Genomic DNA, 22,605 nt, shown 5'->3' with positions numbered 1-22,605 from the left:
ATATAATAATCTCTTTACTGTAAATAAAACATATAAATAATTTATGATAGAATTAACTAGAGCACAAGCATCAAGAGCTGCCATCGAAAGAATGTATGTTGTAATGCGTCACCTTTTTATAAGAGGTCATTACAAGCCAGGAGGAGCATCGGGCCATGCTATAATGCAAGACTTATTAATATTACAACCTGAGATATATGGTACACTTGCAGATTCTCAGAAAGTAGATCTCAATGGTTTAGTATATGTCTATGATCGATTACCAAAAGGGATAGAAGAAACACGATATATAAAACTAACTTCTGAAGAAGGTTATGAAAAATCTTCTTTCGAGAAAATAATTCCTCATGCACGTAGACGTAATTGCTATAGAATTGATGAGGAGCAAATGTTTATAGAAATAACGAGAGGTCGTTCAGAAATTTATGACATCCTTACTCATCTTACTTTTATCTATATAGAGGCACAAAAAATTAAAGAACATGCTGAAGATGATAAAGGTAACCCTGTTAGAGAGTGGATTCAACTCGAAAAAATTGTAACAGGTGAAGAAGAGTTATCTATTCAAAATGAAGAAGTAGCTTATACTTACCTTGCCACATTATTAGGTCAGACTTATGCTGAAACTAAAAATGCACATAAGAGGTTTGTACAAAATAGCGATAAAAATAACGGGCTTTTCCACATCGTTTATTGGATGGGTAAATTAGCCATTGATGAAGCTCAAAAAGGTAAATCAAGAGTTATTAGCTTTAGTCCAACACTTAGAGAAAGAATTGGACACCATATTTATGGAGATAGATGGGCTACAAGAATTAAAAAGGTACTTCTAGATCATGAGGTAATACAAAGACCAATTCACATTATCAGTGCTAATTTACATAGTGTGATGAACTCTTTTTATGCTCAAGAAGCTTTATCAAATGAAGTGAATGAAACAGATTTTGATAAATTGATGGAAATGGTCAGTCAACCTGAAAATGGACATTTAAGAGATAAAATTAGAAAGAAAGCCTTTGAAAAAGGAATGATTCAAATCTCTGAAGAGTCTGGAACAAATATTTCGGTTCAAGTTTTTGACACAGCAAATATTCAATCCAACCTTTTGCCTTCAAATCTTAAATTAAATAAGAAAAAGGACAAGAAAAATGCACCAATTATTATCGTAATGGATTATGCATTTGGAGAACAGGCTTTTGAAACGATGGATGAATTGCTCAAACCCTATTTCGGTGATGGGCTAAACATTCCAATGGAAGTTCAATCTGTATCCATTATGGGTAAAGCAGGTATTTTAAAAGGAGAAAAAGGAGACATTATGATTCCTAACGCTCATGTTTTTGAAGGAACTGCAGACAACTACCCTGTTGAAAATGATTTAACGGTAGAAGACTTTAAAGATTTCAAAGATTTAAATCTGAACTTTGTTCATGGACCTATGATTTCTGTTCTAGGCACCTCATTACAGAATAAAGATATCTTAAAGTACTTCAAAGAATCATCTTGGGGAGCTATCGGACTAGAAATGGAAGGGGCTCATTATCAAAAAGCCATTCAAGGAGCATCAAAAATTAGAAATAATATAAGAAAAGATGTCAAAGTAAGATATGCTTATTATGCTTCAGACAACCCGTTAATAACAGGTAGTACTTTAGCCAATGGCAGTTTAGGTTTAACAGGGGTAAAACCTACCTATGCGATCACTTTAAAGATCCTTGAAAAGATTTTAGGGGCTTAATTTTCAACATATTCAATAAAAAAGCAGATAGATCACCTCTTTCTGCTTTTTTGGTATAATATTTTATATATTAAAATAAATATTTTTGTTTTTTTTGTTACTTATTTAACTTCCAATCTTGATAGATATTTTATAATTTTGTAGTATCTTAATCCATTAAATAAATAGTTATTAAAAGCATCGTGTATGTTTTTTCATTCTTTATTTAAACTATTTATAATTCAAAGGAATCCATGGGAAACTCAAATAAAAAATCGACAGAAGAAATAGATTGGGAAGCTTTAGAAGCTGAGGACAGACTTAATGCTGATAACTCAAGCGATGAAGAAGTGGATCTGGAAAAAATCAATTCAGCAAAGAAAAAACTTTCCCAAGAAGAAAAAAATAGTCCCTATCCTGATGATTTCCTTGCTGAAATTAATATCATAAGAGAAGACTATGATGATGCTATTGATAAAGATCTTTCTAATGATGAATAAATTCCATCCTCTTTGCACAATAGTAATCAATTCATAACGTTATATTTTTTGAAGTGCATTGGCCAATCTACTGTATTACCATTCGCACAATTTTTATTATTGAAATTCTTTAGTACTATTTGATATGCCATTGATGTTTGACTCATCAAAATCCCGAGCAATTTTAATTGGAATCGGAACTTTTCTTAAGGACGACCAACTCCAAAGAAGAGAGCATGTGTATAAAGATATCAGTCTTTTAAGAGAGACTTTAACAGACCAACAAATCCTTGGACTGAATGAAAAAGATATCATTTCTTTGGTAGACTCCGAAGGGAACACGATGATAAAAGAGCGTGTTGCTGAAATTGCGGATACCACAGAAGACACTCTAATATTTTTCTATTCTGGATATTTAATCGAAAGAAGAGGTAAACTGATTCTTTCTTCTCCACATACGACCATTCAGCAATGCCATATCAATGGAATTCCGCTAAATGAGATTGTGGAACTTATCAATGAATCGAAAGCAAAAAGAGCATTTATTATTCTAGATGCTGAATATAGAAAAGCACAAACCTTTGGTGATAAATTTGAAGAATTATCAGTAAAGACTATTGAAGAACTTATGCCTTTTGGGCCAAATAAGTCTTTTATACTTTCTGAGTTCAATAAAGAGAATAGTACAAAAAGTATCGCTGCTGGCTTAACTGATATTTTCCAACTAGGTGTGGAAAAAGAAAGTGAAGTTTTAACAGTTGCTGATTTAAAAAATCATTTTTCTTCTACTGTTGGTCTAGAAGAAACTTTATTCCTTTCAGATAAATCTGAAGAATCACCTATCAGTTTAAATAAAAGATTTTCTATCACTAAGAAATTACGTGTAGATATTGATAAGTGTTTCCAAGAAAAACGTTTTAATGATGCACTTCCTTTACTTAAAGAGGGAATTGTAAATTATGAAAACGATGAGGAATTCAATAATCTTGCTGCATTTATAGAAACGTTGCAACAAGCTGAACACATGTATCTTACGCAGTCATATATTGCTGCAAAAGAACGTTTTACAGCTGCCTATGAAATACGTAACGAAGATGTAGCAAAAGACGGTATAGTTAAATCTTTAGAGAAAATTGCAATTGATCAATTCGATAGAAAAGATTTTGTTGCGTCTAAAGCAACTTATAAGCAACTCTCAGATTTAACTCCTGAAAACGCTGCCTATAAACAAAGAATTGAGTACTGTGATACTGAATTAAACTTTGCTAATTGGGTAGATTTAGGCGATAAAGCTTATTTCGAAAATCAGTTTAACGAAGCAAAAGACTACTATAGTAAAGCATTGGAACATAGAAATGATCCTGTGGTTGCTAGAAGAAAACAAGAATGTGAAAATGTTCTGCTTCGTGAAAACGAATTAAGAGAAGAGGTTAGAAAAGAAATTGAAGCTGAATTTGGTCAAAAGATTAATAATCAATTGACTGAAGAGATCAAATCAAAAGAATCTCAATTAGAAGCTGATCTTCGAGAAAAAATCAAACAGGAATTAATTACTGAACTTCAACCTCAAACAAAGGAAGAAGTAACCAAAGAACTCGAAGATAATATCTGGAAGAAAACCGCTGTATGGAATTCTATTGAAGGATATCAATTCTACCTATCGATGTTCCCAGAAGGGAAATACATCAATAAAGCACATCAAAGAATTGAGCAGATTAACAACACTGTTGTTACTGAAAAAATAAAAGAACAAAAAGACATAGCACCAACAGTAAGTGTCGATCCTCCAAAGGTGACTCCTATTGTAGAAGAGCTTGGAATTGATCGAGCTTTACTAATGGATCTACGTATGGAACCAATAGAAGAGGTTTTAGCTAAAATTGAAGAAGCAAAAGGATTGAAAGGTGAGCTGTTATTATGGACAGAAACTGATCGATTAATTTTCAATAAAAAGCTTGAAAGTAAACCTCAAAAAGAAGCTACGCCTTTACCTGTTTCAGAACTCGACCTTGTAATGGATGAAGCCATTAGAGAAGTTGAAGATGAAAAGAACGGTGCTTCTGTAGAGAACACGCCTTCTGAAAATACTGCAACTTTATCTGACGTTACGGTGGAAGAACATCCACAGACTGATGAAATTGAAGAGCAAAAAATAGAGGAGTCTCCTATTCAAGTTACTGAAATAAGTGCTGATTCATTTAGTTTAGAAGAAGCGCAACAACTTTCTGATTCAGCTATAGAAAAAGAAGAAAATAGTAACATTGAATCTGAAATTATTGAGAATACTTTTGAAGAAACTATAGATACTTCTGAAGAAATATCATCAGAGACAGAGACAACAGAAGACGCTCCTTCAACAACAGAAGATGATGTTGAAAATATGTCTGAAGAAGACTTATGGAGAAGAGCTGAAACCTTTAATTCTAAAGATTCTTATTTAGAATACATCAAATATTCTAAAACTGCAGATCAAATTGCAGAAGCATATTATAGAATTAATAAAATAGATCAAGGGGAAATACCTGAAGTAACTTTATCTACTCCTATTCCAACTCCAACAATAGTTGAACCTAAAGTTGAAGAAGATATCACAGAGGTTGAGTCTGTTATTGAAGAATTCGTTAGCGAACCTACAGAAACAGTAGAAGAGGTTATTAATACGGAAGATAATACATCAGAGACTTCACCAACATTTAGTGAAGGATTAAACGAGGAAGATCTTTGGTCTACTGCAAGTAAAATTAATACAGTAGATAGCTACAAAGAATACCTTGCTAGAACAGAAGAGAATTCTTATTTAGCTGATGCTTATTCTCGTATCAATACTATTCAAAATAGTGAAGAAGTAGAGGTTTCTAGTATTGAAACTACAGAACCAACTCCTACTTTTGAAGAACCTACATCAACTGAAGAAGAAGTTCCTGCTATTATTGATGAAATCGCCACTGAAGAGATAGAAGAAATTACCTTAGAAGAGGAATCTACTGAAGAAGTTTCTTTTGGATCTGAAGTAACAAGTCAAATTGAAGATAATTTCCAAGAAACTACAGATCAAACACCTGTTGAATTAGTGGAAGATACTGTAGAATCTGACCCTGAAGAAGAAAAACTTTGGATTGACACTTGTAATGAAAATACACTTGGTGCTTATTTTAATTACTTAAATGTCACTACAAAAAAGGTATACTGGAAAGAAGCGAAAGAAAAAATCAAAAACTTGAAAAACGACTCTCAAGTGAAAGAAGAGGACGATTGGAAGAAAGCTCAAAAAATTGATACTGCAGAAGGATACAAATCTTACATTAGAAAGTATCCACTAGGTAACTTTTATGCCGCTGCTATGATGCGTCTTGAGAAGCTCGAAAAGTAATTTTTTTTCACTTTTAAAGTTTTTTAAAAGCTGTACAATGGAATATTGTACAGCTTTTTTTGTTTACTGACTGTTATCATTTGAAACCTTATCAGAAATGCTAACTTTATATTTATAAATAGATTAACCATAAACCAAAATAAAATGTCAGTATTCAAAAGAACAATTATTGCCTTAGATGGAACTGATAAAGATATTCCATTATTAAAACATGCTAGTAAATACATTCAACGTAACGAAATTGAAAAAATTTATTTTATTCATGTTCAAGAGTCTTTAGATTTACCAGAAGAAGTCATCGAGAAATATCCTGATATGTTAAGTCCTTTGGATGAATCTATCAAAAAGGATATGGAGGAACTTATTTCAGAGCATTTACCTTTTGCTAAAGAATTAAATCATGAATTAATGATTGAAGAAGGTGATCCTGCTGAAACTATCATCAAAATTTCTAAAAGAAAGCAAGCTAGTTTGGTGATTTTAGGAAAAACTGACAAAAAAAATAAAACTGGTGCAATAGCTAGAAAAATTGCTTCATTCTCACCTGCATCTATCATGTTTGCTCCTGAGTTATTAAATGAAGAAGCACCAAAAGTAATCTTACCAATAGATTTTAGTGATACTTCTAAAGAAGCCCTTGAACAAGTAGAAGAAATTGCTCAATTAATTGATAACGTAGAAGTAACTGCTATCAATTGTTATAAAGTACCGTCAGGGTATTCTTCTACAGGTAAGAGTTATGAAGAGGTTGCAAAAGTTTTAGAAGAAGTTTCTCAAAAGAAACTAAATCATTTTGTAAGTAAAACTAAAAATAGTGACGGAATCACTACTAAGTCTGTTTTAATAAGTGATGCCGAAAGTGTGTTTGATGCTATTTATAAAACAGTAAAAGCAGAAGGTGCAAATATCGTAGTAGTTGGTTCTAAAAGCAGAACATGGATGGCTTCGATGATATTAAGTTCAACAGCTGAACAATTATTACAATCTGATCTTAATATTCCCCTATTGATCTATAAGAACAAGAAAAAAACTCTAGATATATTTGACTTATTTGAAAGAATTTAATTTCTCAAAAATAAGTATTATAATAATTTATAATTAAAATGCTCCTTATCTCTTTTTATTTGTATTTAAATAAAAGATAAGGAGCATTTTTATAGTGTATATAAAATCCTTAACAACAAATAAAGCTATTCGAAAAAAGGATGAACTAAGTCATCTGTTTAAAGAAAAAAAAAGAAGCATATTTGTAAAGTAATTAGTGCTATTAAGTACTAAAAAATATATTATCTCATAACTTAACATTCTTTCATTTCATGGAGATGTTTTATTCGCTACTAAAATCCGATTATGTAGCTTTATTCGCAATAATTGCTTTTGGTATTTTATTAGGCAAAATCAGTGTGAAGGGAGTTTCCTTCGGACTATCAGCTGTTATCTTTGTAGCTATGTTCTATGGATACTTAACCAACGCTCTTGGTTTTGATGATTTCCAAATACCTTCAATTATTCAAAAAATTGGATTACTTCTTTTTATTTTCACTATCGGCATGCAAGCGGGACCTTCCTTCTTTGAAGCCTTTAAGTCTCAAGGAAGTAAACTGATCATTTTAGCCATTATTTCTGTTGTTACAGGTGGTCTTGTCACTTTTGCATTAGGCATAGCTTTCGATATTGACTTTAAAATCGCTGTTGGTTTGTTAACCGGAGCATTAACGTCAACTCCAGGTTTAGCCGCTGCTATTGAAAGTTCACAATCACCTTTAGCATCTATTGGTTATGGTATTGCCTATCCTTTTGGTGTAATTGGTGTTATTCTTTTTGTCAAACTTGCTCCAAAAATTTTTGGTGTAAAAGTAGAAGAAGAAGAGAAAAAATACGAAGATGAGGCTAACGCAGGTACACCAGAATTAATGAACAAAAACTTTATCGTAACCAACGATAATGTGGATGGCAAAAGTATTGGAGAATTAAACATTCGTTTCATGACAAAGGCCAATGTGTCTCGTGTAATGGAACCTAACAACAACGAAAGTAAACCACCAACAAAAGAAACTATTCTCCATAAAGGTGATTTAGTGAAAGCTGTAGGTACTGATGATGCTTTAAAACGTGTTGAATTATTATTAGGAGAAGTTACTGATAAAAAAATCCCTCGTTCTGGTTATCATGAAATTCGTTGGTTCGTTGTTTCTTCAAGAAATATTGTCGGTAAATCTTTAGGTGAACTTGATTTACATAATAACTATTTAGCCACTGTTACTAGAGTTAGAAGAGCTGGTTTAGATTTAACTCCTCGCCCATCTACAAAACTTAGATTTGGTGATAAAATTCTAATTTCTTCAACAAAAGGTAACGTAGAAGGTTTAACTGAATTATTTGGTGATAGTATCAAAATGGTAGAAACACCAAGTTTCCTTCCGGTTGCTTTAGGTATTATTGTAGGTGTTTTACTTGGTAAGATCGAGATTCCTTTATTAGGAGGTTCATCTTTCTCACTAGGTCTAACAGGTGGTGTTTTAATGGCTGCCTTAGGTCTAAGTAGACTTGGTAAAACTGGTCCAATTATTTGGCACTTACCTTCCAATGCAAATGCCTTACTTAGACAGTTTGGTTTATTATTATTCCTTACTCCTGTGGGTGTTGGGGCTGGTTCGAAACTAGTAGCTACAATTAGTGAGTATGGTTTTCAATTATTCGGAATTGGTGCGATGATCACCTTATTACCTATGTTAATTGTTACTATCCTTGGTCATTTTGTGTTTAAAGTAAATTTCCTATCATTAATGGGAGCTTTAACTGGCGGAATGACTTCTACTCCTGGTTTATCAGCGATGGATAATATGACAGAAAGCGATGCTCCTCAAGTAGCCTATGCAACTGTTTATCCTTTTGCTTTAGTAGCCATTATTATTGTTGCTCAGATTATTGGAGGACTATAACAATATTAGATATTATATATATCCTTATAAATATAAATTCACCTGTTGATTGATTCGGCAGGTGTTTTTTTATAGCTTATCATTTGAATATTCGTCATCAAAAGCTCACCTCACCAACAAAAAAAACAGTACTATTATTGGCTTCAAGCATCATAAAACAAGAGAATAAAGATGAAAAATTAGTAAAAACACCCATACTTCCAATAATAGTACTTATTTAACCAATAATCATACTACTAATTACTTAAATTTTACCCTCACCTTTGTATAGTCAAAAACGAAAAAAGAGAACACTATGCATTACGAAGGAAAAATTTATCGCCCTTGGATAGAGTCAGAAAGTTTACTTATTCAAACCACTATTGGATGTACACATAATACATGTACATTTTGTGATATGTTCAGAGAAAAGAAGTTTAGAAAAAGAAAACTAGAAGATGTACTTGCTGATATTGAGGAGGCAAGAACTTTATATCCTTATGTTGGTTCAATCTTTTTAACCGATGGTAATGTGATGGTTTTAAAAACTGATTACCTATTAAAGGTCATCCAAAAGATAAAAGAAACTTTTCCAGAATTGACTAAAATATCATTATACAGTAGCTATAATGATTTAAACAGAAAGTCTGTTGAAGAGTTAAAGATATTGAAAGAAGCAGGTTTAACAATGGCTTATATTGGATTAGAATCAGGAGACCAACATACCTTAGATTTCGTTGAAAAAGGGTTAGACCACGATGAAATTATTAATGGTGCTAGAAAAGCCAAAGAAGCAGGTATTAGAACATTAGCCTCATTTATATTCGGGCTTGGTGGCAAAGCTAGATCACAAGAACATATCAAAGCAACCACTGATTTATTAAATATAATTCAGCCAGAAGAAATTGCTCCAATGGCTTTAGCTTTACAGCCTGGTACAACACTAGAACAACAAGCTAAAGATGGTGAATTTATTCAGGCATCTCCTCTTCAAATACTTGAAGAAGAAAAGTATTTAATAGAGAATATGACATTTGATACCATGTATTGGGGAGATCATGGCAATAATATCACCCCAATGAAGGGAATGTTTATGGAATCAAAAGATCGTTTCTTAACTTACTTAGAACATGCAAGAAACAACCACCCAGAGATTCATCAAGAAACATTGAGAACATTTGCTTGGTAAAACATATTAATATGTCAAGTCAACATAAGGTTGACTTGACATAATTATATTTATTCACCGAAATATTAGTCATGAAAAAAGTTATTTTAATCACAGGTAGTACAGATGGTATTGGTAAATTAGCAGCCATCAAATTAGCCTCTGACGGGCACTCAATATATTTACATGGTAGAAGTTCTGAAAAACTTCAAACTGTTATAGAAGAAGTCAAAACCCAAAGTGGTAATCAAAATATAAATGGTTTTGTTGCTGATTTATCTTCATTTAAAGCCGTAAAAAAGATGGCGATAGAGATAAAAGAGACATTAACACAATTAGATATTCTTATTAATAATGCTGGGGTATTCTATGGTAAAAAATTAACCAACGAAAACGGATTAGATTTACGTTTTGTTGTCAATTACTTATCGCCTTATTTATTAACGAAAGAGTTATTACCGCTTTTAAAAAAATCAGAAGAGGCTAGAATAATTAATCTTAGTTCAGCTGCACAATCACCCGTATCATTTGATGCCTTAAAAGGAAGCACTGCACTTTCAGAAAATGCTACATATGCACAAAGTAAATTAGCTTTAACACAATGGTCTTTTACCCTTGCTCAAGAAGAAAAAGACCTGGTAGTTATTGCTGTAAACCCTGGTTCACTATTAAATACTAATATGGTCAAAGTAGCTTACGGTAAGTTTTGGTCAGGGGCAGACAAAGGGGGAAACATCCTTTACGATTTAGCTGTTAGTGAGCAATATAAAGACAAATCAGGTATCTATTTTGATAATGATCAGGGAAGAATTGGTCAAGCACATACCGACGCTTACAATTCTGAATTAAACTATAGTTTAATTCAGTTAACCGAATCCATTTTAAATAATTACTAAAATGATTACACAATCGTTACAAAAAGTATTTGAAATTCATGTCGAAGAACTTTCAACATGGGAAAAACGTCCACATAAACACAACTTTTTTGAAATTGTTTATATCGAAAAAGGTAGTGGATTTCAATGTATCAATGATCATGAATTTGAATATAAGGAGGGTAATGTATTCTTACTTCCTCCGCTCGATTGTCATTCATTTAAAATAAAAGAAACTACCCGTTTCACTTTTATCCGTTTTACCGATCATTATTTCTTAAATAGTGATGGTAAAACGGACTATAATCGTTGGTTTGAGCAAATATCATATATCATTGCTCACTACAATAAAATACCTGGAGATATTATTTCCTCTGAAAGTGAAAGACAATTTATTATTCAAAATATTCATATGATTTACAAGGAATCACTGAATACCGATGCTTATTCAAAATCTATTGTCAGTAGTATTTTAGTCACAATTTTAGAATTCCTTGGGAGAAATATTGAGAACAAATACATAGAACAATCTAATAAAACGGATGGAAAATTTGGAGAAATTCTGCGTTACATCAATCAAAATATAACCGATACAGAAAAATTAAAGATCCCAATTCTTGCTGACAAGTTTAATATTTCGAAAACCTATTTTTCTGAGTACTTTAAGAAGAATGCTCAAATAAGTTTAGGAGATTATATTATAAAAGCGAAGCTTAGAATTGTAGAAACTAAAATTAAACACACCGATTTATCTTTAAAAGAAATTGCTTATCAGTTGAATTTCACTGATAGTAGTCATTTATCAAAATCATTCAAAAAGTCATATGGTATGAGTATTCGAGATTTTAAAAATGCAGCTTTTACTCATTAATTTTATTTGATAAAAAAGGAAATCAATTATTGTACTAAGATTAGATTAAATCTTCTACAAAATCCAACATCTTATTCAACACTTCTTCTTTCTTTGTTTCATTGTGCAATTCATGTCTCATGCCTTTCCAACTCACAAATTTTAGTTGTTCTGCAGGTGCTTTTAATGTAAAGTTTCTCGAGGCATTGTATGATGTTATATGATCATCATCTCCATGCATCAATAAGGTATTTACTTTTAAATCTTTTGCTGTTTTTAAACACATTCCACCAGATTCTTTTACTCCAAAATAAAGTGGTGTAGAGATTTTATTGTGCACCAAAGGATCTTTCATATATTCTTTTCCTACATTCAAATCAGTAGATAAATGAGAAGGGTCTAATTTTGAAGGCATCACAAATCCTTTGAATAAACCGCCAATAAATTTACCTATGTTTTCTTGCCATTGCGGAGGTGATTTCGCCAATCGCAACCAAGGAGAAGTGATTATAGCCCCTTTAATTGGAGCATCAGGGTAATTTAATATATAGGTCATTGCAATGTTTCCGCCCATACTATGACCGTATAGAATTAAAGGAATATCTTGAAACTTTTCTTTTACCAGAGATAAAAATTCTGTCACATTTTCCAATACATCTTCATAACTAGGAACCACTCCCCTTTTACCCGATGTTTTACCATGTCCTCTCTGATCATAAGCAATAAATCCAAAACCTTGATTGGTGAAAAATTCAGCTACATGATGATATCTTTGTATATGTTCTCCGAAACCATGTACTAAACAGAGTACCCCTTTAATTTCTGTATCTTTTTTTGGTAACCAACACTTTCCGTAAATCTCTACCTTATCGTAGGTTTGCCAATTGTAATCGAATGTATTCATTTAGAAAAATAGTTTTAATCTTAACTTATTTAATATAAAATGTGTTGCTAGTTTTTAGCTAACTATAAATTAAAAGTATTCACGGGGAGATTCATACTTTTCTAATCTTTTTTTTGATTCTATCTACGTAATTGAAGAATAATTCAAGACTTAACATTCATCATTCAAGTAAAAGACTATATTTGTGATTCCATTTATCAAGTTATTTAAACCAATGCGTTATTGTCTAAAACAATGATAATAACGATCTAGATATTACAAGTATGGTGCAATCGATGACGGGCTTTGGCCAACAAAGTATAGAAAATGATCAGCTTAGTGTTTCCATTGAAATCAAGACATTAAATTCTAAAAATGCTGATTCTAATATTAAAATGTCATCCGCTTTTTCTGATAAAGAAATTGAAATCCGTAATCTTTTAACCTCTAAATTACAGAGAGGGAAAATTTTACTTATACTAAATTATGCATCAAAAAGAGAGGATTCTTTAAAGGCGGCATTAAATACGAGTGTCATCAAAAGTTATTACAACGATCTGAAAAGCATTTCTAATGATTTAGATGAAAGCAATGAACAGCTTCTTCAAATTGTAATGACAATGCCTGAAGTATATCAGAAAGAAAATAACGAAGATGTTTTAGCAGAAGATTGGCCTTCAGTTTTAGAAGCAATTAAAAGTGCTATCGCTAAAACTATTGAATTTAGATCTCATGAAGGAGAAGCTTTAGAAAAAGCTTTAAGAGGTTCTGTAGAAAAAATCTCGACCTACCTTGAAGAGGTAAAAGTTTTAGATCCTCAGAGAATCGAAAGACTTAAAGAACGCTTAAGAAGTCAGGTAGCTGAATTTGAAAGTAACGATAATTTTGACTCGAATAGATTTGAACAAGAGCTGATTTTCTACATTGAGAAATTAGATATTAACGAAGAAAAAGTTCGTTTAGCTCAGCATTTAAAATATTTTATTCAAACACTAGATACTCCTCAATCCAATGGTAAAAAACTGGGCTTCATTGCTCAAGAAATTGGAAGAGAGATTAACACTATTGGCTCAAAAGCAAATGATGTTGACATCCAAAAAATAGTGGTGAACATGAAGGACGAGTTAGAGAAAATCAAGGAACAAAACTTGAACATTCTTTAATACTTCTTTAGAAAGAGAAAACGAGGTGATCTTATATATTTATAGGATCACCTCGTTTTGTTTATTCAATAGAAGGGATTAACAATCGCCTTCTCTAATACTTTTTTCCCAAGCCCAAGCAGAACTCATCATTTCGTTTAATCCTTTTGATGCTTTCCATCCTAGCACTTCATTGGCTATAGTGGTATCTGCCCAAATTTGCTCTACATCTCCTTCCCTTCTATCCACAATTTTATACTTCACAGGAATACCATTGGCTTCCTCAAAAGCATTAATCACTTGTAAAACTGAGCTGCCAGTACCTGTACCAAGATTAAAGAATTCGTAGTTTTCTTCATTTCTTTTTTCAAGAAGTCTCTCTGCGGCAATAATATGAGCCTGAGCTAAATCTACCACGTGAATATAATCTCTTACAGCAGAGCCATCAACAGTAGAATAATCGTCTCCAAAAACAGACAATTCATCTCTTAAACCTACAGCCGTTTGAGTAATAAATGGTACTAAGTTTTGAGGCACTCCTTTAGGTAACTCTCCAATTAAAGCTGTTTCATGAGCTCCTACAGGATTAAAGTAACGTAAAGCAATGGTATTTAACTCTGGATAAGCTTTTGCCGAATCTCTAAGGATTTCTTCACAAATTTGTTTGGTATTACCATAAGGTGATTCTGCAGGTTGTACAGGAGCATTTTCTGTAACCGGCAAGTTGTCTGGCTGACCATATACTGTACAAGAAGAAGAAAATACCATATTGGGTACATCATAAGTCCTCATAGCATTTAATAAATTGATGAGTGACACCAAGTTATTTTGATAATAAGCCAATGGTTTTTGTACAGATTCCCCTACAGCTTTAAATGCTGCAAAATGAATAATAGCCTCTAGATTGGAATATTTTTCGAATAATTGATTCGTTTTAATAGGATCAACTAAGTTAAGCTCTTCAAAATGAGGTCGTTTCCCTGATATCTTTTCAATGCGATCAAGAACACTTTTTTCAGAATTAGAAAGATCGTCTACTATAACGACATCGTAACCTTTCTTTTGTAATTCTACGACAGTATGAGAACCTATATAGCCGGTTCCTCCTGTAACAAGAATTTGTTTCATTATATATTTAATTAATTTACTTTCACTTTTATAGTTCTTACTCCACCATCAAATTGAATACGAAGCAATATGTATTGTCCTCTTGCTTTTGCAGGGACATCAATAGTATTTATTTTATCTAATTGGCTTAGTTTAATTTTATCTAACTTTCTGCCTTCCATGTTAAACCATTCAATTTTTATGGTTTTACCTAACATTTCTTGAGGCAATTCTAAAGAAATCCTTTCACCATTTACTGGATTAGGATATACTTTTACTTCATCAAGAGTAGTTATATCTGATATTGCTGATACATTTAAAGCCCTTGAGAAATTGGGGATACCGTAGCCATATTCATTTCCTAAATTAAACTTTCTGTCACCCGATTGTTTCACCATATTCATCACTTGGGAAGGAGTAAGACTGCCATTATGTTCTAATAGACCCGCAACAAATGAGGCCATTTGAGGAGCTGAAAAAGAAGTACCACTTGATGATTTCACAGTACCATTAGTACCAATAACGACACAACTTTGACCTAAGGCCATCACATCTGGCTTAATTCTATTATCTGCTGTTGGACCAATAGAACTAGAAAGTGCCTTTTCTTCATTTGCGTTTACTGATCCTATGGTTAAAACAAAAGGTGAATCGCTCGGAAAAGTAATCTTTTCCCATGAACTATTCCCTTCATTCCCTGCAGAAACAACAACGACAATCCCCTTTTGGAATGCATGATTAGCCGCAAGAGTTATCCATGCAATTTTCCCATTTAAATCTTCATGTGTATAGTTTTGGGAAGGCTCGTCAAAATCATAATATCCTAAAGAAGATTGAATAATATCAATCCCAATAGAGTCTGCTCTTTCGGCAGCCATTAACCACATTAACTCTTCTATTCTTGTTTCAAAAGAGGTGTTCTCTGTTCTATATAAATAATAACTGGCCTCGGGCGATCCTCCTTCATACTCTCCTTCCTCAAAAGCAGCCATCGTAGACATCACTTCTGTACCATGATGATGATCGTCTTCTACTGTGCTATTTTTAGAATAAAAATCATAAGTATCGACAATATCAACATCACTGAATTGTGGAACATTATTATAATTACTAAAACCAGCATCTAAAACGGCTATTTTTATGCCTTGACCTTTGTACCCCATCTCGTGCATTACATCAAGGCCAATCATTTCATTTTGAACTTGATTTCTTGCATTATTGACTTTAAATGATTCTTTATAATCATAGGATTTTTCTATACCTCCCAAAGTCTTATCACTCATATTTCGTACTTTCTCAACAATATCTAGTTGAGCAATGGCAGAAGAGTCTGCCTCAGACACAATAACACCGTTTAACCATTTTGTTGCGTACCAAATTTTTGCTCCAGCCGTTTCTACTGCCTCAATATTTGATAATGCAATAGGTAAATCTGTTGAATCTATATCGATATTGAATTTATCTCTTCTTGCTATTGCTTCGACGGATAGAAATTCTTCTGGTCTTTCTAAAGAATGTGTAGTATTATCCTTGTTGTGAAAAGTAACTAGGAAAAAAGAATCTTGAGCTTGTGACTCAGAGATGAATACAAAAAATAGTAATATGAAAAGTGGTCTCATTAAGTTATAATAATAGTTGATCAACATTTTAAGTAATAATATTAAAATACCTCTCTTATAGTTGATAATCGAATATATAAAAATTAAAACAAGTATGGTATTAGATAGTTTAGTATTTTGAATATTATCCTAATTCCACAATAACAAAAACGAAAAAGTAATATACTATGTCCAAAATTACTATTGTTTGGTTAAGAAGAGATCTTAGATTATTTGATCAAACTGCTCTTTCGGCTGCATTAAAAACTTCCCAAAATGTACTTCCCTTATTTATTTTTGATAAACATATACTAGAAGATTTAAGTGACAGATCTGACGCTAGAGTTACCTTCATACATCAACAGTTAAACCATATAAAAGAACAACTAGAAGAGTATGGAAGTTCACTACTTACTTATTATGACACCCCCGAAAATGCTTGGAAAGAAATAACTGAAAAATATGAAATTGAAGCAGTTCATACCAATCATGATTATGAACCTTATGCTATACAAAGAGACAAAAATATTGAAACTTTTCTTGATCAAAAAAACATACGATTTATTACGCATAAAGACCAATGTATTTTTGAGAAAAATGACATCACTAAAGATGATGGTAAACCTTATGTAGTTTATACTCCTTTCTCAAGAAAATGGAAAGCTCGTTTACTAAATGAGCCAGAAGCAATTGAAGTAAGAAATTGTACTCTGTATGATCATTACTTCCAAACTTCACCTCTGTCGATGCTGTCCTTAGAAGATATGAATTTTAAACAATCTTCTCTAAGTATTCCATCTCTTGATATCGATACAGATATCATTCGTAAATATGATGAACAAAGAGATTACCCTGCCATTCAAGGAACCACACATTTAGGGCTACATTTACGTTTTGGTACTGTTAGCGTTCGTGAATTAGTTAGGCAATACCAATCTTTAAATGAGGTGTTCTTAAATCAGATTATATGGAGGGATTTTTATATGACCATCTTATATCACTTTCCTCATGTGGTAAGTGATAATTACAATCGTAAATACGATAAAGTCCCTTGGGAAAATAATGAGACACATTTTGAAGCATGGAAAAGAGGTGAAACCGGTTATCCTATTGTAGATGCTGCTATGAAGGAATTGAATACAACAGGTTATATGCACAATAGAGCAAGAATGATTGTAGCAAGTTTCTTATGTAAACACCTTTTGATTGATTGGCGATGGGGTGAAGCTTATTTTGCTGAGAAATTATTAGATTATGATTTATCTGCCAATAATGGAAGTTGGCAATGGGCAGCAGGTACAGGCACAGATGCACAACCATATTTTCGTGTTTTTAACCCTGAGGCACAAATGAAGAAATTTGATAAATCTTTAGAGTATGTAAAAAAATGGATTCCTAATTATGATCCAGCCAATTATATTGATCCTATTGTGGACCATAAAGAGGCTAGACTGAAAGCCATAGAAACGTATAAGAAGGCATTAGCATAATAAAAAGAGGCTGTTTCAATTTATGATTGAAACAGCCTCTTCTTTTATTTTTATCTATTAATTTCTTTAAAAATTAGTCTCATCAAAAATCAAAAATTCATGTTGATTTTTGGGTAACTCTACATAGTTTGTCCTAGAATTTGAACTATTAATTTTATAACTATTATAGAAGTATTTATCTGTTATGAAAAATTCATCTTTTTGTACTATTAGTGAAATGTTTGAATTATTTGAGAGAAATATTTCATTAATATCAGGGTCGCTATATTCCTCTAATTTTAATTCAAAATTACTTAAGTTAATATCGATCTCACTATTGGAATGATAAACAAAAACATTATAAACTTTATAACCTTCTTCAGTTGAAGTGGTTGTCTTTCTAAATTGAAATTTCAAATTTCCCTCTTCCAAAGTTGTTTCTAACTTAATCTCATTTCCATTTATAGATCTTGTTATTTTTTCGTCGGAAGTGAAATTAACAAAATTATTCCCAGGTAAAGTCGAAAATGATGAAGTTACTCTCCTATCAACAGTTGCTCCAAATAAATAGGAAACTATATGATATTCAACATTTACTTCATTCAAAGGTTTCATAATTTTATTAATAGTTATTCCATTATCATAACTTTTACTTATGGCATTTGTAGTAACACAGTATTGGTTCTTATTTTCATAGATTGGATAAATTATAAAACTCACCGGACCTTCTGCATGTTCATAATCAGATTGTTCAAAAGTTTGTGTTAAGTAATCATTTCTAAAATCACTTTCAGTCAAATTTAATACAGAACCTGATTCAAGTAAACTAGTTACAATAAAAATATATTCTCCATTACTCTTTTTAAGAATAAAATAGTTACCAAAAACATTTTTATACTCAATACCTTCTTTATGATTTATCACTTCTAATTTAAGTGTAATATTATCCCCTTCTTCTGTTTGTTCAATAATGTCACCACTAAAACTAAAGTTATAATTTTCAAATGCTTTAGGGTAAGTTATTGTGATTTCCTTATCACCATTAGAATTACCCGATCCTTCTCCATAAGCGATTGAGCTTTCATTTGAATGTTTCTTTTCTAAATAAAAATTTTTATCCTTATTATTATAATAAAAGTCGTTAGGAGTATATGTATAAGAAAATACAGAAATCTTACCTAAGTAAAATTCTTGTCCTTCATATCCCTCAGGAATTTCAACATTAATTGAATCTCCTTCGTGTTGTGACACATCAAAAATTTCTGTTATTCTTTTCCCTTCATTGTCGGCAATAAAAAAAGCAAAATTAGCTTTATGATCTTGTAGGTAAGAATTATTAAAAGCACTTGAAATAATATTTTCTACATACCCTTCCTTGATACTAATTGTAGGGAAATAGTTATCTATTTCGACCGAAAAATCTAATGTGTTTTTCGTTTCAGATAAACCTTCTACTTCCTCAAATTGAGCAATTACTTCTAAATCCTGTATTCCTTCTGAAAGTAATTTAGAATCAAATTCAAAATCATATACTAGGTCTGCTGATGCATTTCCTTCTACTAATAATGATCCTTTATAGTATAAACCTACTTCTTGTAAGTTGATTATTTCTTTATCATAATCTTCAAATACAACGGATAATTTTGCTGTTCTTCTTAAAAAATCAACAGAATCTACTAAAGATAAATTCGGTAAATCGATTTCTTTGGCAATTGGGTTTTCAGGTACTTCATCTTTTACAGTACAGTTAAAAAATAGTCCTAAAAACACAACAAATAGTAAAGCTTTGTTAAAAAATGGTTTCATAAAAAAATTGAAAAGTTAATTTATTGAAACACTAAAGTATTTAAAGAATAATTAACAAAAAAGACTTCAATTATCATTAACACATGTTTAATCAGTTTTTTACATTGTTATGTTTTTTTTTATAAAAAAAAGTCATTTAAAATCTTGATTTTAAATGACTTCATCTTATTACCCACCAGCCTTCTTTGCTTTATAACCAGCTTCTTTAAGCAATTCTAATACCTTATCTCTAAAATCTCCTTGGATAATAATTTCGCCTTCTTTGGCAGAACCACCCACTCCACATTTAGATTTTAAAGTTTTGGCTAATGCTTTTAAATCATCTTCTTTTCCTACAAAACCTGTTACTAATGTAGCCGATTTCCCCTTTCGGTTTTTACGGTCCAACATCACTTTTAAGTTTTGTTGCTGAGGCGGCAAAGTATCTTCATCTTGCTCCTCATCATAATTAAAATCATAATCGGGATCCGTACTAAATACTACTCCCAAACGATCTTTCCAATCTCCAGATTCTTTTTTTGCCATAATTATATCTATTTAAATGAATGATGTTGTATTAATACAAATCATCCAATTTCATTTTTAAGTATTTGCTGATAGAAAAATAAACACTACCTACTACAACCAAAACACCGAGTAAGATAGAGAATACTGCTATTAATCCTACGTCTAAATTATTTAAAAGTTTTGCGACTTGAGGAATAGAACTAAATGTAGAAGAACTTATCAAAAGTAGAAATAGAGAGGCTACTAAACCTCCTATCGCACCTTGTATTGCTCCTCTTATCAAAAATGGTTTTTTGATAAACATTTGAGTTGCACCTACTAATTGCATAGATCGAATAAGAAAACGTTGTGAAAATAAAGCTAATCGAATAGAATTATTGATCAACATAATTGCTATCACAAAGAATATGATGGATAATGAAACTATAATCAAACCTATTACCTGCATATTGTTTCTTACGCTTCTGATGAGGTTACTAGTATAAATCACTTCATAAACACCTTTTAAAGCTTCCAAGCTTTTTTTAGAGGTCATTAATTCATCGTCACTATCTAGCCCTATATTTACACGTACAGCATATGCATCTCGTAGTGGATTATCTCCTAAAAACTTCACGAAATCTTCTCCTGTTGTTTCCATCATGATTTTAGCAGCGTCTTCTTTGCTAATAAATGTGGGGGTTTCCTCTTTGGCTACAAAATCAAAAGAAGTAATCTGTTTTAATAATGCTTCTTTTTGACCATCAGAAAGATTGTTTTCGAGTATTACCTGCATTTCAAGACCCGTAGAAAGTCGAGTGGCTAACCTTGATGTTCCTAATGCGAATAATGCAAAAAGAGCGATCATAAATAATGCCGCAGAGATACTAAATAAAACGTTTGCGTAAGGATAGCTTCCTACAATTTTCTTCTTCATACAATCAAATAATATTTGATATTTACCATTGAATTTCTGTCTTACCTTGCTTTACTAAATATGCATTGGCCTGACTGAATTGATGATTACCAAAAAAACCTCTTGAAGCAGATAATGGAGATGGATGAACTGATTTTAAGACAAAATGCTTAGAAGAATCAATTACTTCTCCCTTTTTCTGAGCGTAGTTGCCCCACAAGAAAAAGACTACACCTTCACAATCATCAGATACTTTTTTAATCACAGCACTTGTAAACTCCTCCCATCCTTTCTTTTGATGAGCACCTGCTTTATGTGCTTCTACAGTTAATGTAGCATTTAATAAAAGTACTCCTTGATCTGCCCACCTTTCTAAATTTCCAGAAGATGCCGGAGGTATTCCAAGATCATTCTGAATTTCTTTAAAAATATTTCTCAGAGATGGGGGAATCTTTACACCCTCATTTACAGAGAAACTTAAGCCGTTTGCTTGGTTTACATCATGGTAAGGATCTTGTCCTATGATTACTACCTTGATGTCATCAAATTTACAACGATCAAATGCGTTAAAAATTTGACTTGCTGGTGGAAATATTTCTTTGGAAGCATATTCTTCTTTTATGAAAGAAATCAAACTCTGAAAATATGGTTTATCGAATTCTTCTTGAAGTTTAGTTTTCCAACTTTTATCTATAGTTACATCCATATTTTAGACTAGTCTTTTACAATTTCAAATGATAACGCCGCTGCTAATTTAGCTGTACGACGATCCAAATCAAGCGACGGATTCAATTCTGCAATATCACTACTAATCACTTTACCACTTTTATGAATCTTCTTAAACATTTTCATAAAAGTTGGATTCGGTGAAATACCATTATAAGCTGATGCACTCACACCTGGAGCATAATGAGCAGCAAAAACATCCAAACAAGTTGTCTGATAAATGAAGTCTACTTTATCAATAAAATCGACCAATTTATGAGTTGTCCCTACTTTATCTGCTTCGGTAATTCTTCTACCAGAAATATATTTTGCCCCTAACTCAGTAGCTGTGTTATATAATTTCTTGGTGTTTGAATTCTTCTGAATACCGACTACTAAATAATTGAAATTGTTGCCTCTTTCTTTCTGATCCATTGCGATTTGATAGAATGGCGTTCCTGAACTTGGTAAAGGATCTGGTTTTCTTAAATCGAAATGTGCATCAATATTAATAATACCTATTTTTTTTCCTGGATATTTTTGATCGATAAAATCTCTAATTCCTAAATAATGAGCATAAGCAATCTCATGACCTCCACCCCAAACTAGAGGTTTATATCCTGCTAATAAAGTTTCTGTGATTAATTTACCTAGACTTATCTGAGCACCTTCTAAGTCCTCTCCCATACATTGAATATTACCTAAATCTACAATCTTCAAGTCTTCCGAAAAATGAACAGGTAAATTAGCACAAGCTTTTCTCAACTCATAGGGACCGTCTACAGTACCTAATCTACCTTTATTTCTTTTCACTCCTTCCTGACACATGAAACCAATAAAAGCGATACCTTTTTGCCCGTTTTGTAATGCTGGAATAACTGCAGAATGTAAATCAATTACCTCTACTCTTTGATGCCATCTTTGAAGATCATAATCATCTCCATCATTTCTGCCATCCCAAATATTGGGGTTAGTTGCTAAATATGTTTTATCTATCATTATTATTGTACTATTCTAAGATTGTTCATTAAATTAATACAAGCTTGTAATTAATCTTACACAAATAAACAAAAAGCTTGATTATGGTCGAAATTTTTTGTATAATATATTTCG

Annotated in this window: 18 protein-coding genes; 10 read left to right on the top strand and 8 right to left on the bottom strand. The window is 32.0% G+C overall.

The features are described 5' to 3' along the window. Positions 1-43: 43 nt before the first annotated feature. The 8 genes from NH26_RS19300 (at position 44) to NH26_RS19265 (ending at position 11,401) form a co-directional block, all read left to right on the top strand. The gene (locus tag NH26_RS19300; RefSeq protein ID WP_044227120.1) at positions 44-1,738 is read left to right on the top strand and encodes a DUF6909 family protein; all 1,695 of its coding nucleotides are present in this window, start codon (positions 44-46) and stop codon (positions 1,736-1,738) included. A 233-nt stretch (positions 1,739-1,971) separates the two neighbouring features. Then, the gene (locus NH26_RS19295; RefSeq protein ID WP_044227116.1) at positions 1,972-2,217 is read left to right on the top strand and encodes a hypothetical protein; all 246 of its coding nucleotides are present in this window, start codon (positions 1,972-1,974) and stop codon (positions 2,215-2,217) included. A 133-nt stretch (positions 2,218-2,350) separates the two neighbouring features. Next, complete coding sequence (locus NH26_RS19290) at positions 2,351-5,566, top strand: tetratricopeptide repeat protein (RefSeq protein ID WP_044227113.1); 3,216 nt, start codon at positions 2,351-2,353, stop codon at positions 5,564-5,566. Between the two features lie 144 nt (positions 5,567-5,710). Beyond that, positions 5,711-6,631, top strand: coding sequence for a universal stress protein (locus NH26_RS19285; RefSeq protein ID WP_044227110.1), 921 nt, complete (start codon positions 5,711-5,713; stop codon positions 6,629-6,631). Between the two features lie 251 nt (positions 6,632-6,882). Further along, complete coding sequence (locus NH26_RS19280; RefSeq protein ID WP_199880250.1) at positions 6,883-8,508, top strand: aspartate:alanine exchanger family transporter; 1,626 nt, start codon at positions 6,883-6,885, stop codon at positions 8,506-8,508. Positions 8,509-8,803: 295 nt separating this feature from the next. After that, positions 8,804-9,676: a B12-binding domain-containing radical SAM protein gene (locus NH26_RS19275; RefSeq protein WP_044227108.1), complete on the top strand. Its 873-nt coding sequence runs from the start codon at positions 8,804-8,806 to the stop codon at positions 9,674-9,676. Between the two features lie 71 nt (positions 9,677-9,747). Continuing rightward, positions 9,748-10,551, top strand: a complete 804-nt coding sequence (locus NH26_RS19270) for an SDR family NAD(P)-dependent oxidoreductase (RefSeq protein ID WP_044227105.1) — start codon at positions 9,748-9,750, stop codon at positions 10,549-10,551. A gap of 1 nt (position 10,552) precedes the next feature. Then, positions 10,553-11,401 (top strand): AraC family transcriptional regulator, encoded by an 849-nt coding sequence (locus tag NH26_RS19265; protein ID WP_044227102.1) that lies wholly within the window; start codon positions 10,553-10,555, stop codon positions 11,399-11,401. 40 nt (positions 11,402-11,441) lie between these two features. On the opposite strand, the gene NH26_RS19260 is transcribed toward NH26_RS19265, so the two are convergent. Beyond that, a complete protein-coding gene (locus NH26_RS19260) occupies positions 11,442-12,284 on the bottom strand; it encodes an alpha/beta hydrolase (protein ID WP_044227099.1) in 843 nt (280 codons plus the stop codon). A gap of 275 nt (positions 12,285-12,559) precedes the next feature. Here NH26_RS19260 and NH26_RS19255 point away from each other — a divergent pair, with 275 nt between their 5' ends. Further along, positions 12,560-13,426, top strand: coding sequence for a YicC/YloC family endoribonuclease (locus NH26_RS19255; RefSeq protein ID WP_242427341.1), 867 nt, complete (start codon positions 12,560-12,562; stop codon positions 13,424-13,426). A gap of 78 nt (positions 13,427-13,504) precedes the next feature. Here the strand turns inward: NH26_RS19255 and galE are convergent, their stop codons facing one another. Both galE and NH26_RS19245 read right to left on the bottom strand, forming a co-directional pair. Next, complete coding sequence (galE, locus tag NH26_RS19250; RefSeq protein WP_044227094.1) at positions 13,505-14,533, bottom strand: UDP-glucose 4-epimerase GalE; 1,029 nt, start codon at positions 14,531-14,533, stop codon at positions 13,505-13,507. Positions 14,534-14,544: 11 nt separating this feature from the next. Continuing rightward, positions 14,545-16,131, bottom strand: a complete 1,587-nt coding sequence (locus tag NH26_RS19245; RefSeq protein WP_052432208.1) for a S8 family peptidase — start codon at positions 16,129-16,131, stop codon at positions 14,545-14,547. Between the two features lie 167 nt (positions 16,132-16,298). Here NH26_RS19245 and NH26_RS19240 point away from each other — a divergent pair, with 167 nt between their 5' ends. Beyond that, on the top strand, positions 16,299-17,600 hold the full coding sequence (locus NH26_RS19240) for a cryptochrome/photolyase family protein (protein ID WP_044227091.1): 1,302 nt from the start codon (positions 16,299-16,301) through the stop codon (positions 17,598-17,600). A gap of 66 nt (positions 17,601-17,666) precedes the next feature. Here NH26_RS19240 and NH26_RS19235 read toward each other — a convergent pair whose 3' ends face one another. The 5 genes from NH26_RS19235 to hutG form a co-directional block, all read right to left on the bottom strand. After that, positions 17,667-19,385 carry a hypothetical protein gene (locus NH26_RS19235; RefSeq protein ID WP_044227089.1) on the bottom strand — a complete coding sequence of 573 codons (1,719 nt, stop codon included), beginning with the start codon at positions 19,383-19,385 and terminating at the stop codon, positions 17,667-17,669. A gap of 168 nt (positions 19,386-19,553) precedes the next feature. Further along, a complete protein-coding gene (locus NH26_RS19230) occupies positions 19,554-19,910 on the bottom strand; it encodes a translation initiation factor (protein ID WP_044227086.1) in 357 nt (118 codons plus the stop codon). A gap of 31 nt (positions 19,911-19,941) precedes the next feature. Then, positions 19,942-20,808, bottom strand: coding sequence for a cell division protein FtsX (locus NH26_RS19225; protein WP_044227084.1), 867 nt, complete (start codon positions 20,806-20,808; stop codon positions 19,942-19,944). Positions 20,809-20,830: 22 nt separating this feature from the next. Further along, positions 20,831-21,493, bottom strand: a complete 663-nt coding sequence (ung, locus tag NH26_RS19220; RefSeq protein ID WP_044227081.1) for a uracil-DNA glycosylase — start codon at positions 21,491-21,493, stop codon at positions 20,831-20,833. Between the two features lie 8 nt (positions 21,494-21,501). Beyond that, complete coding sequence (hutG, locus tag NH26_RS19215; protein ID WP_044227077.1) at positions 21,502-22,491, bottom strand: formimidoylglutamase; 990 nt, start codon at positions 22,489-22,491, stop codon at positions 21,502-21,504. Between the last annotated feature and the right edge of the window lie 114 nt (positions 22,492-22,605).

Source organism: Flammeovirga pacifica, assembly GCF_000807855.2.
Classification (GTDB): domain Bacteria; phylum Bacteroidota; class Bacteroidia; order Cytophagales; family Flammeovirgaceae; genus Flammeovirga; species Flammeovirga pacifica.
The sequence above is the reverse complement of the archived record's forward strand: the minus strand, read 5'-3'. Positions and strand labels throughout refer to the sequence as shown.

Bases quoted from the DNA above. Each gene is read 5' to 3' on its own strand.
- NH26_RS19300 (WP_044227120.1), top strand. From the start codon at position 44: ATGATAGAATTAACTAGAGCACAAGCATCAAGAGCTGCCATCGAAAGA.
- NH26_RS19295 (WP_044227116.1), top strand. From the start codon at position 1,972: ATGGGAAACTCAAATAAAAAATCGACAGAAGAAATAGATTGGGAAGCT.
- NH26_RS19290 (WP_044227113.1), top strand. From the start codon at position 2,351: ATGTTTGACTCATCAAAATCCCGAGCAATTTTAATTGGAATCGGAACT.
- NH26_RS19285 (WP_044227110.1), top strand. From the start codon at position 5,711: ATGTCAGTATTCAAAAGAACAATTATTGCCTTAGATGGAACTGATAAA.
- NH26_RS19280 (WP_199880250.1), top strand. From the start codon at position 6,883: ATGGAGATGTTTTATTCGCTACTAAAATCCGATTATGTAGCTTTATTC.
- NH26_RS19275 (WP_044227108.1), top strand. From the start codon at position 8,804: ATGCATTACGAAGGAAAAATTTATCGCCCTTGGATAGAGTCAGAAAGT.
- NH26_RS19270 (WP_044227105.1), top strand. From the start codon at position 9,748: ATGAAAAAAGTTATTTTAATCACAGGTAGTACAGATGGTATTGGTAAA.
- NH26_RS19265 (WP_044227102.1), top strand. From the start codon at position 10,553: ATGATTACACAATCGTTACAAAAAGTATTTGAAATTCATGTCGAAGAA.
- NH26_RS19260 (WP_044227099.1), bottom strand. From the start codon at position 12,284: ATGAATACATTCGATTACAATTGGCAAACCTACGATAAGGTAGAGATT.
- NH26_RS19255 (WP_242427341.1), top strand. From the start codon at position 12,560: ATGACGGGCTTTGGCCAACAAAGTATAGAAAATGATCAGCTTAGTGTT.
- galE (WP_044227094.1), bottom strand. From the start codon at position 14,533: ATGAAACAAATTCTTGTTACAGGAGGAACCGGCTATATAGGTTCTCAT.
- NH26_RS19245 (WP_052432208.1), bottom strand. From the start codon at position 16,131: ATGAGACCACTTTTCATATTACTATTTTTTGTATTCATCTCTGAGTCA.
- NH26_RS19240 (WP_044227091.1), top strand. From the start codon at position 16,299: ATGTCCAAAATTACTATTGTTTGGTTAAGAAGAGATCTTAGATTATTT.
- NH26_RS19235 (WP_044227089.1), bottom strand. From the start codon at position 19,385: ATGAAACCATTTTTTAACAAAGCTTTACTATTTGTTGTGTTTTTAGGA.
- NH26_RS19230 (WP_044227086.1), bottom strand. From the start codon at position 19,910: ATGGCAAAAAAAGAATCTGGAGATTGGAAAGATCGTTTGGGAGTAGTA.
- NH26_RS19225 (WP_044227084.1), bottom strand. From the start codon at position 20,808: ATGAAGAAGAAAATTGTAGGAAGCTATCCTTACGCAAACGTTTTATTT.
- ung (WP_044227081.1), bottom strand. From the start codon at position 21,493: ATGGATGTAACTATAGATAAAAGTTGGAAAACTAAACTTCAAGAAGAA.
- hutG (WP_044227077.1), bottom strand. From the start codon at position 22,491: ATGATAGATAAAACATATTTAGCAACTAACCCCAATATTTGGGATGGC.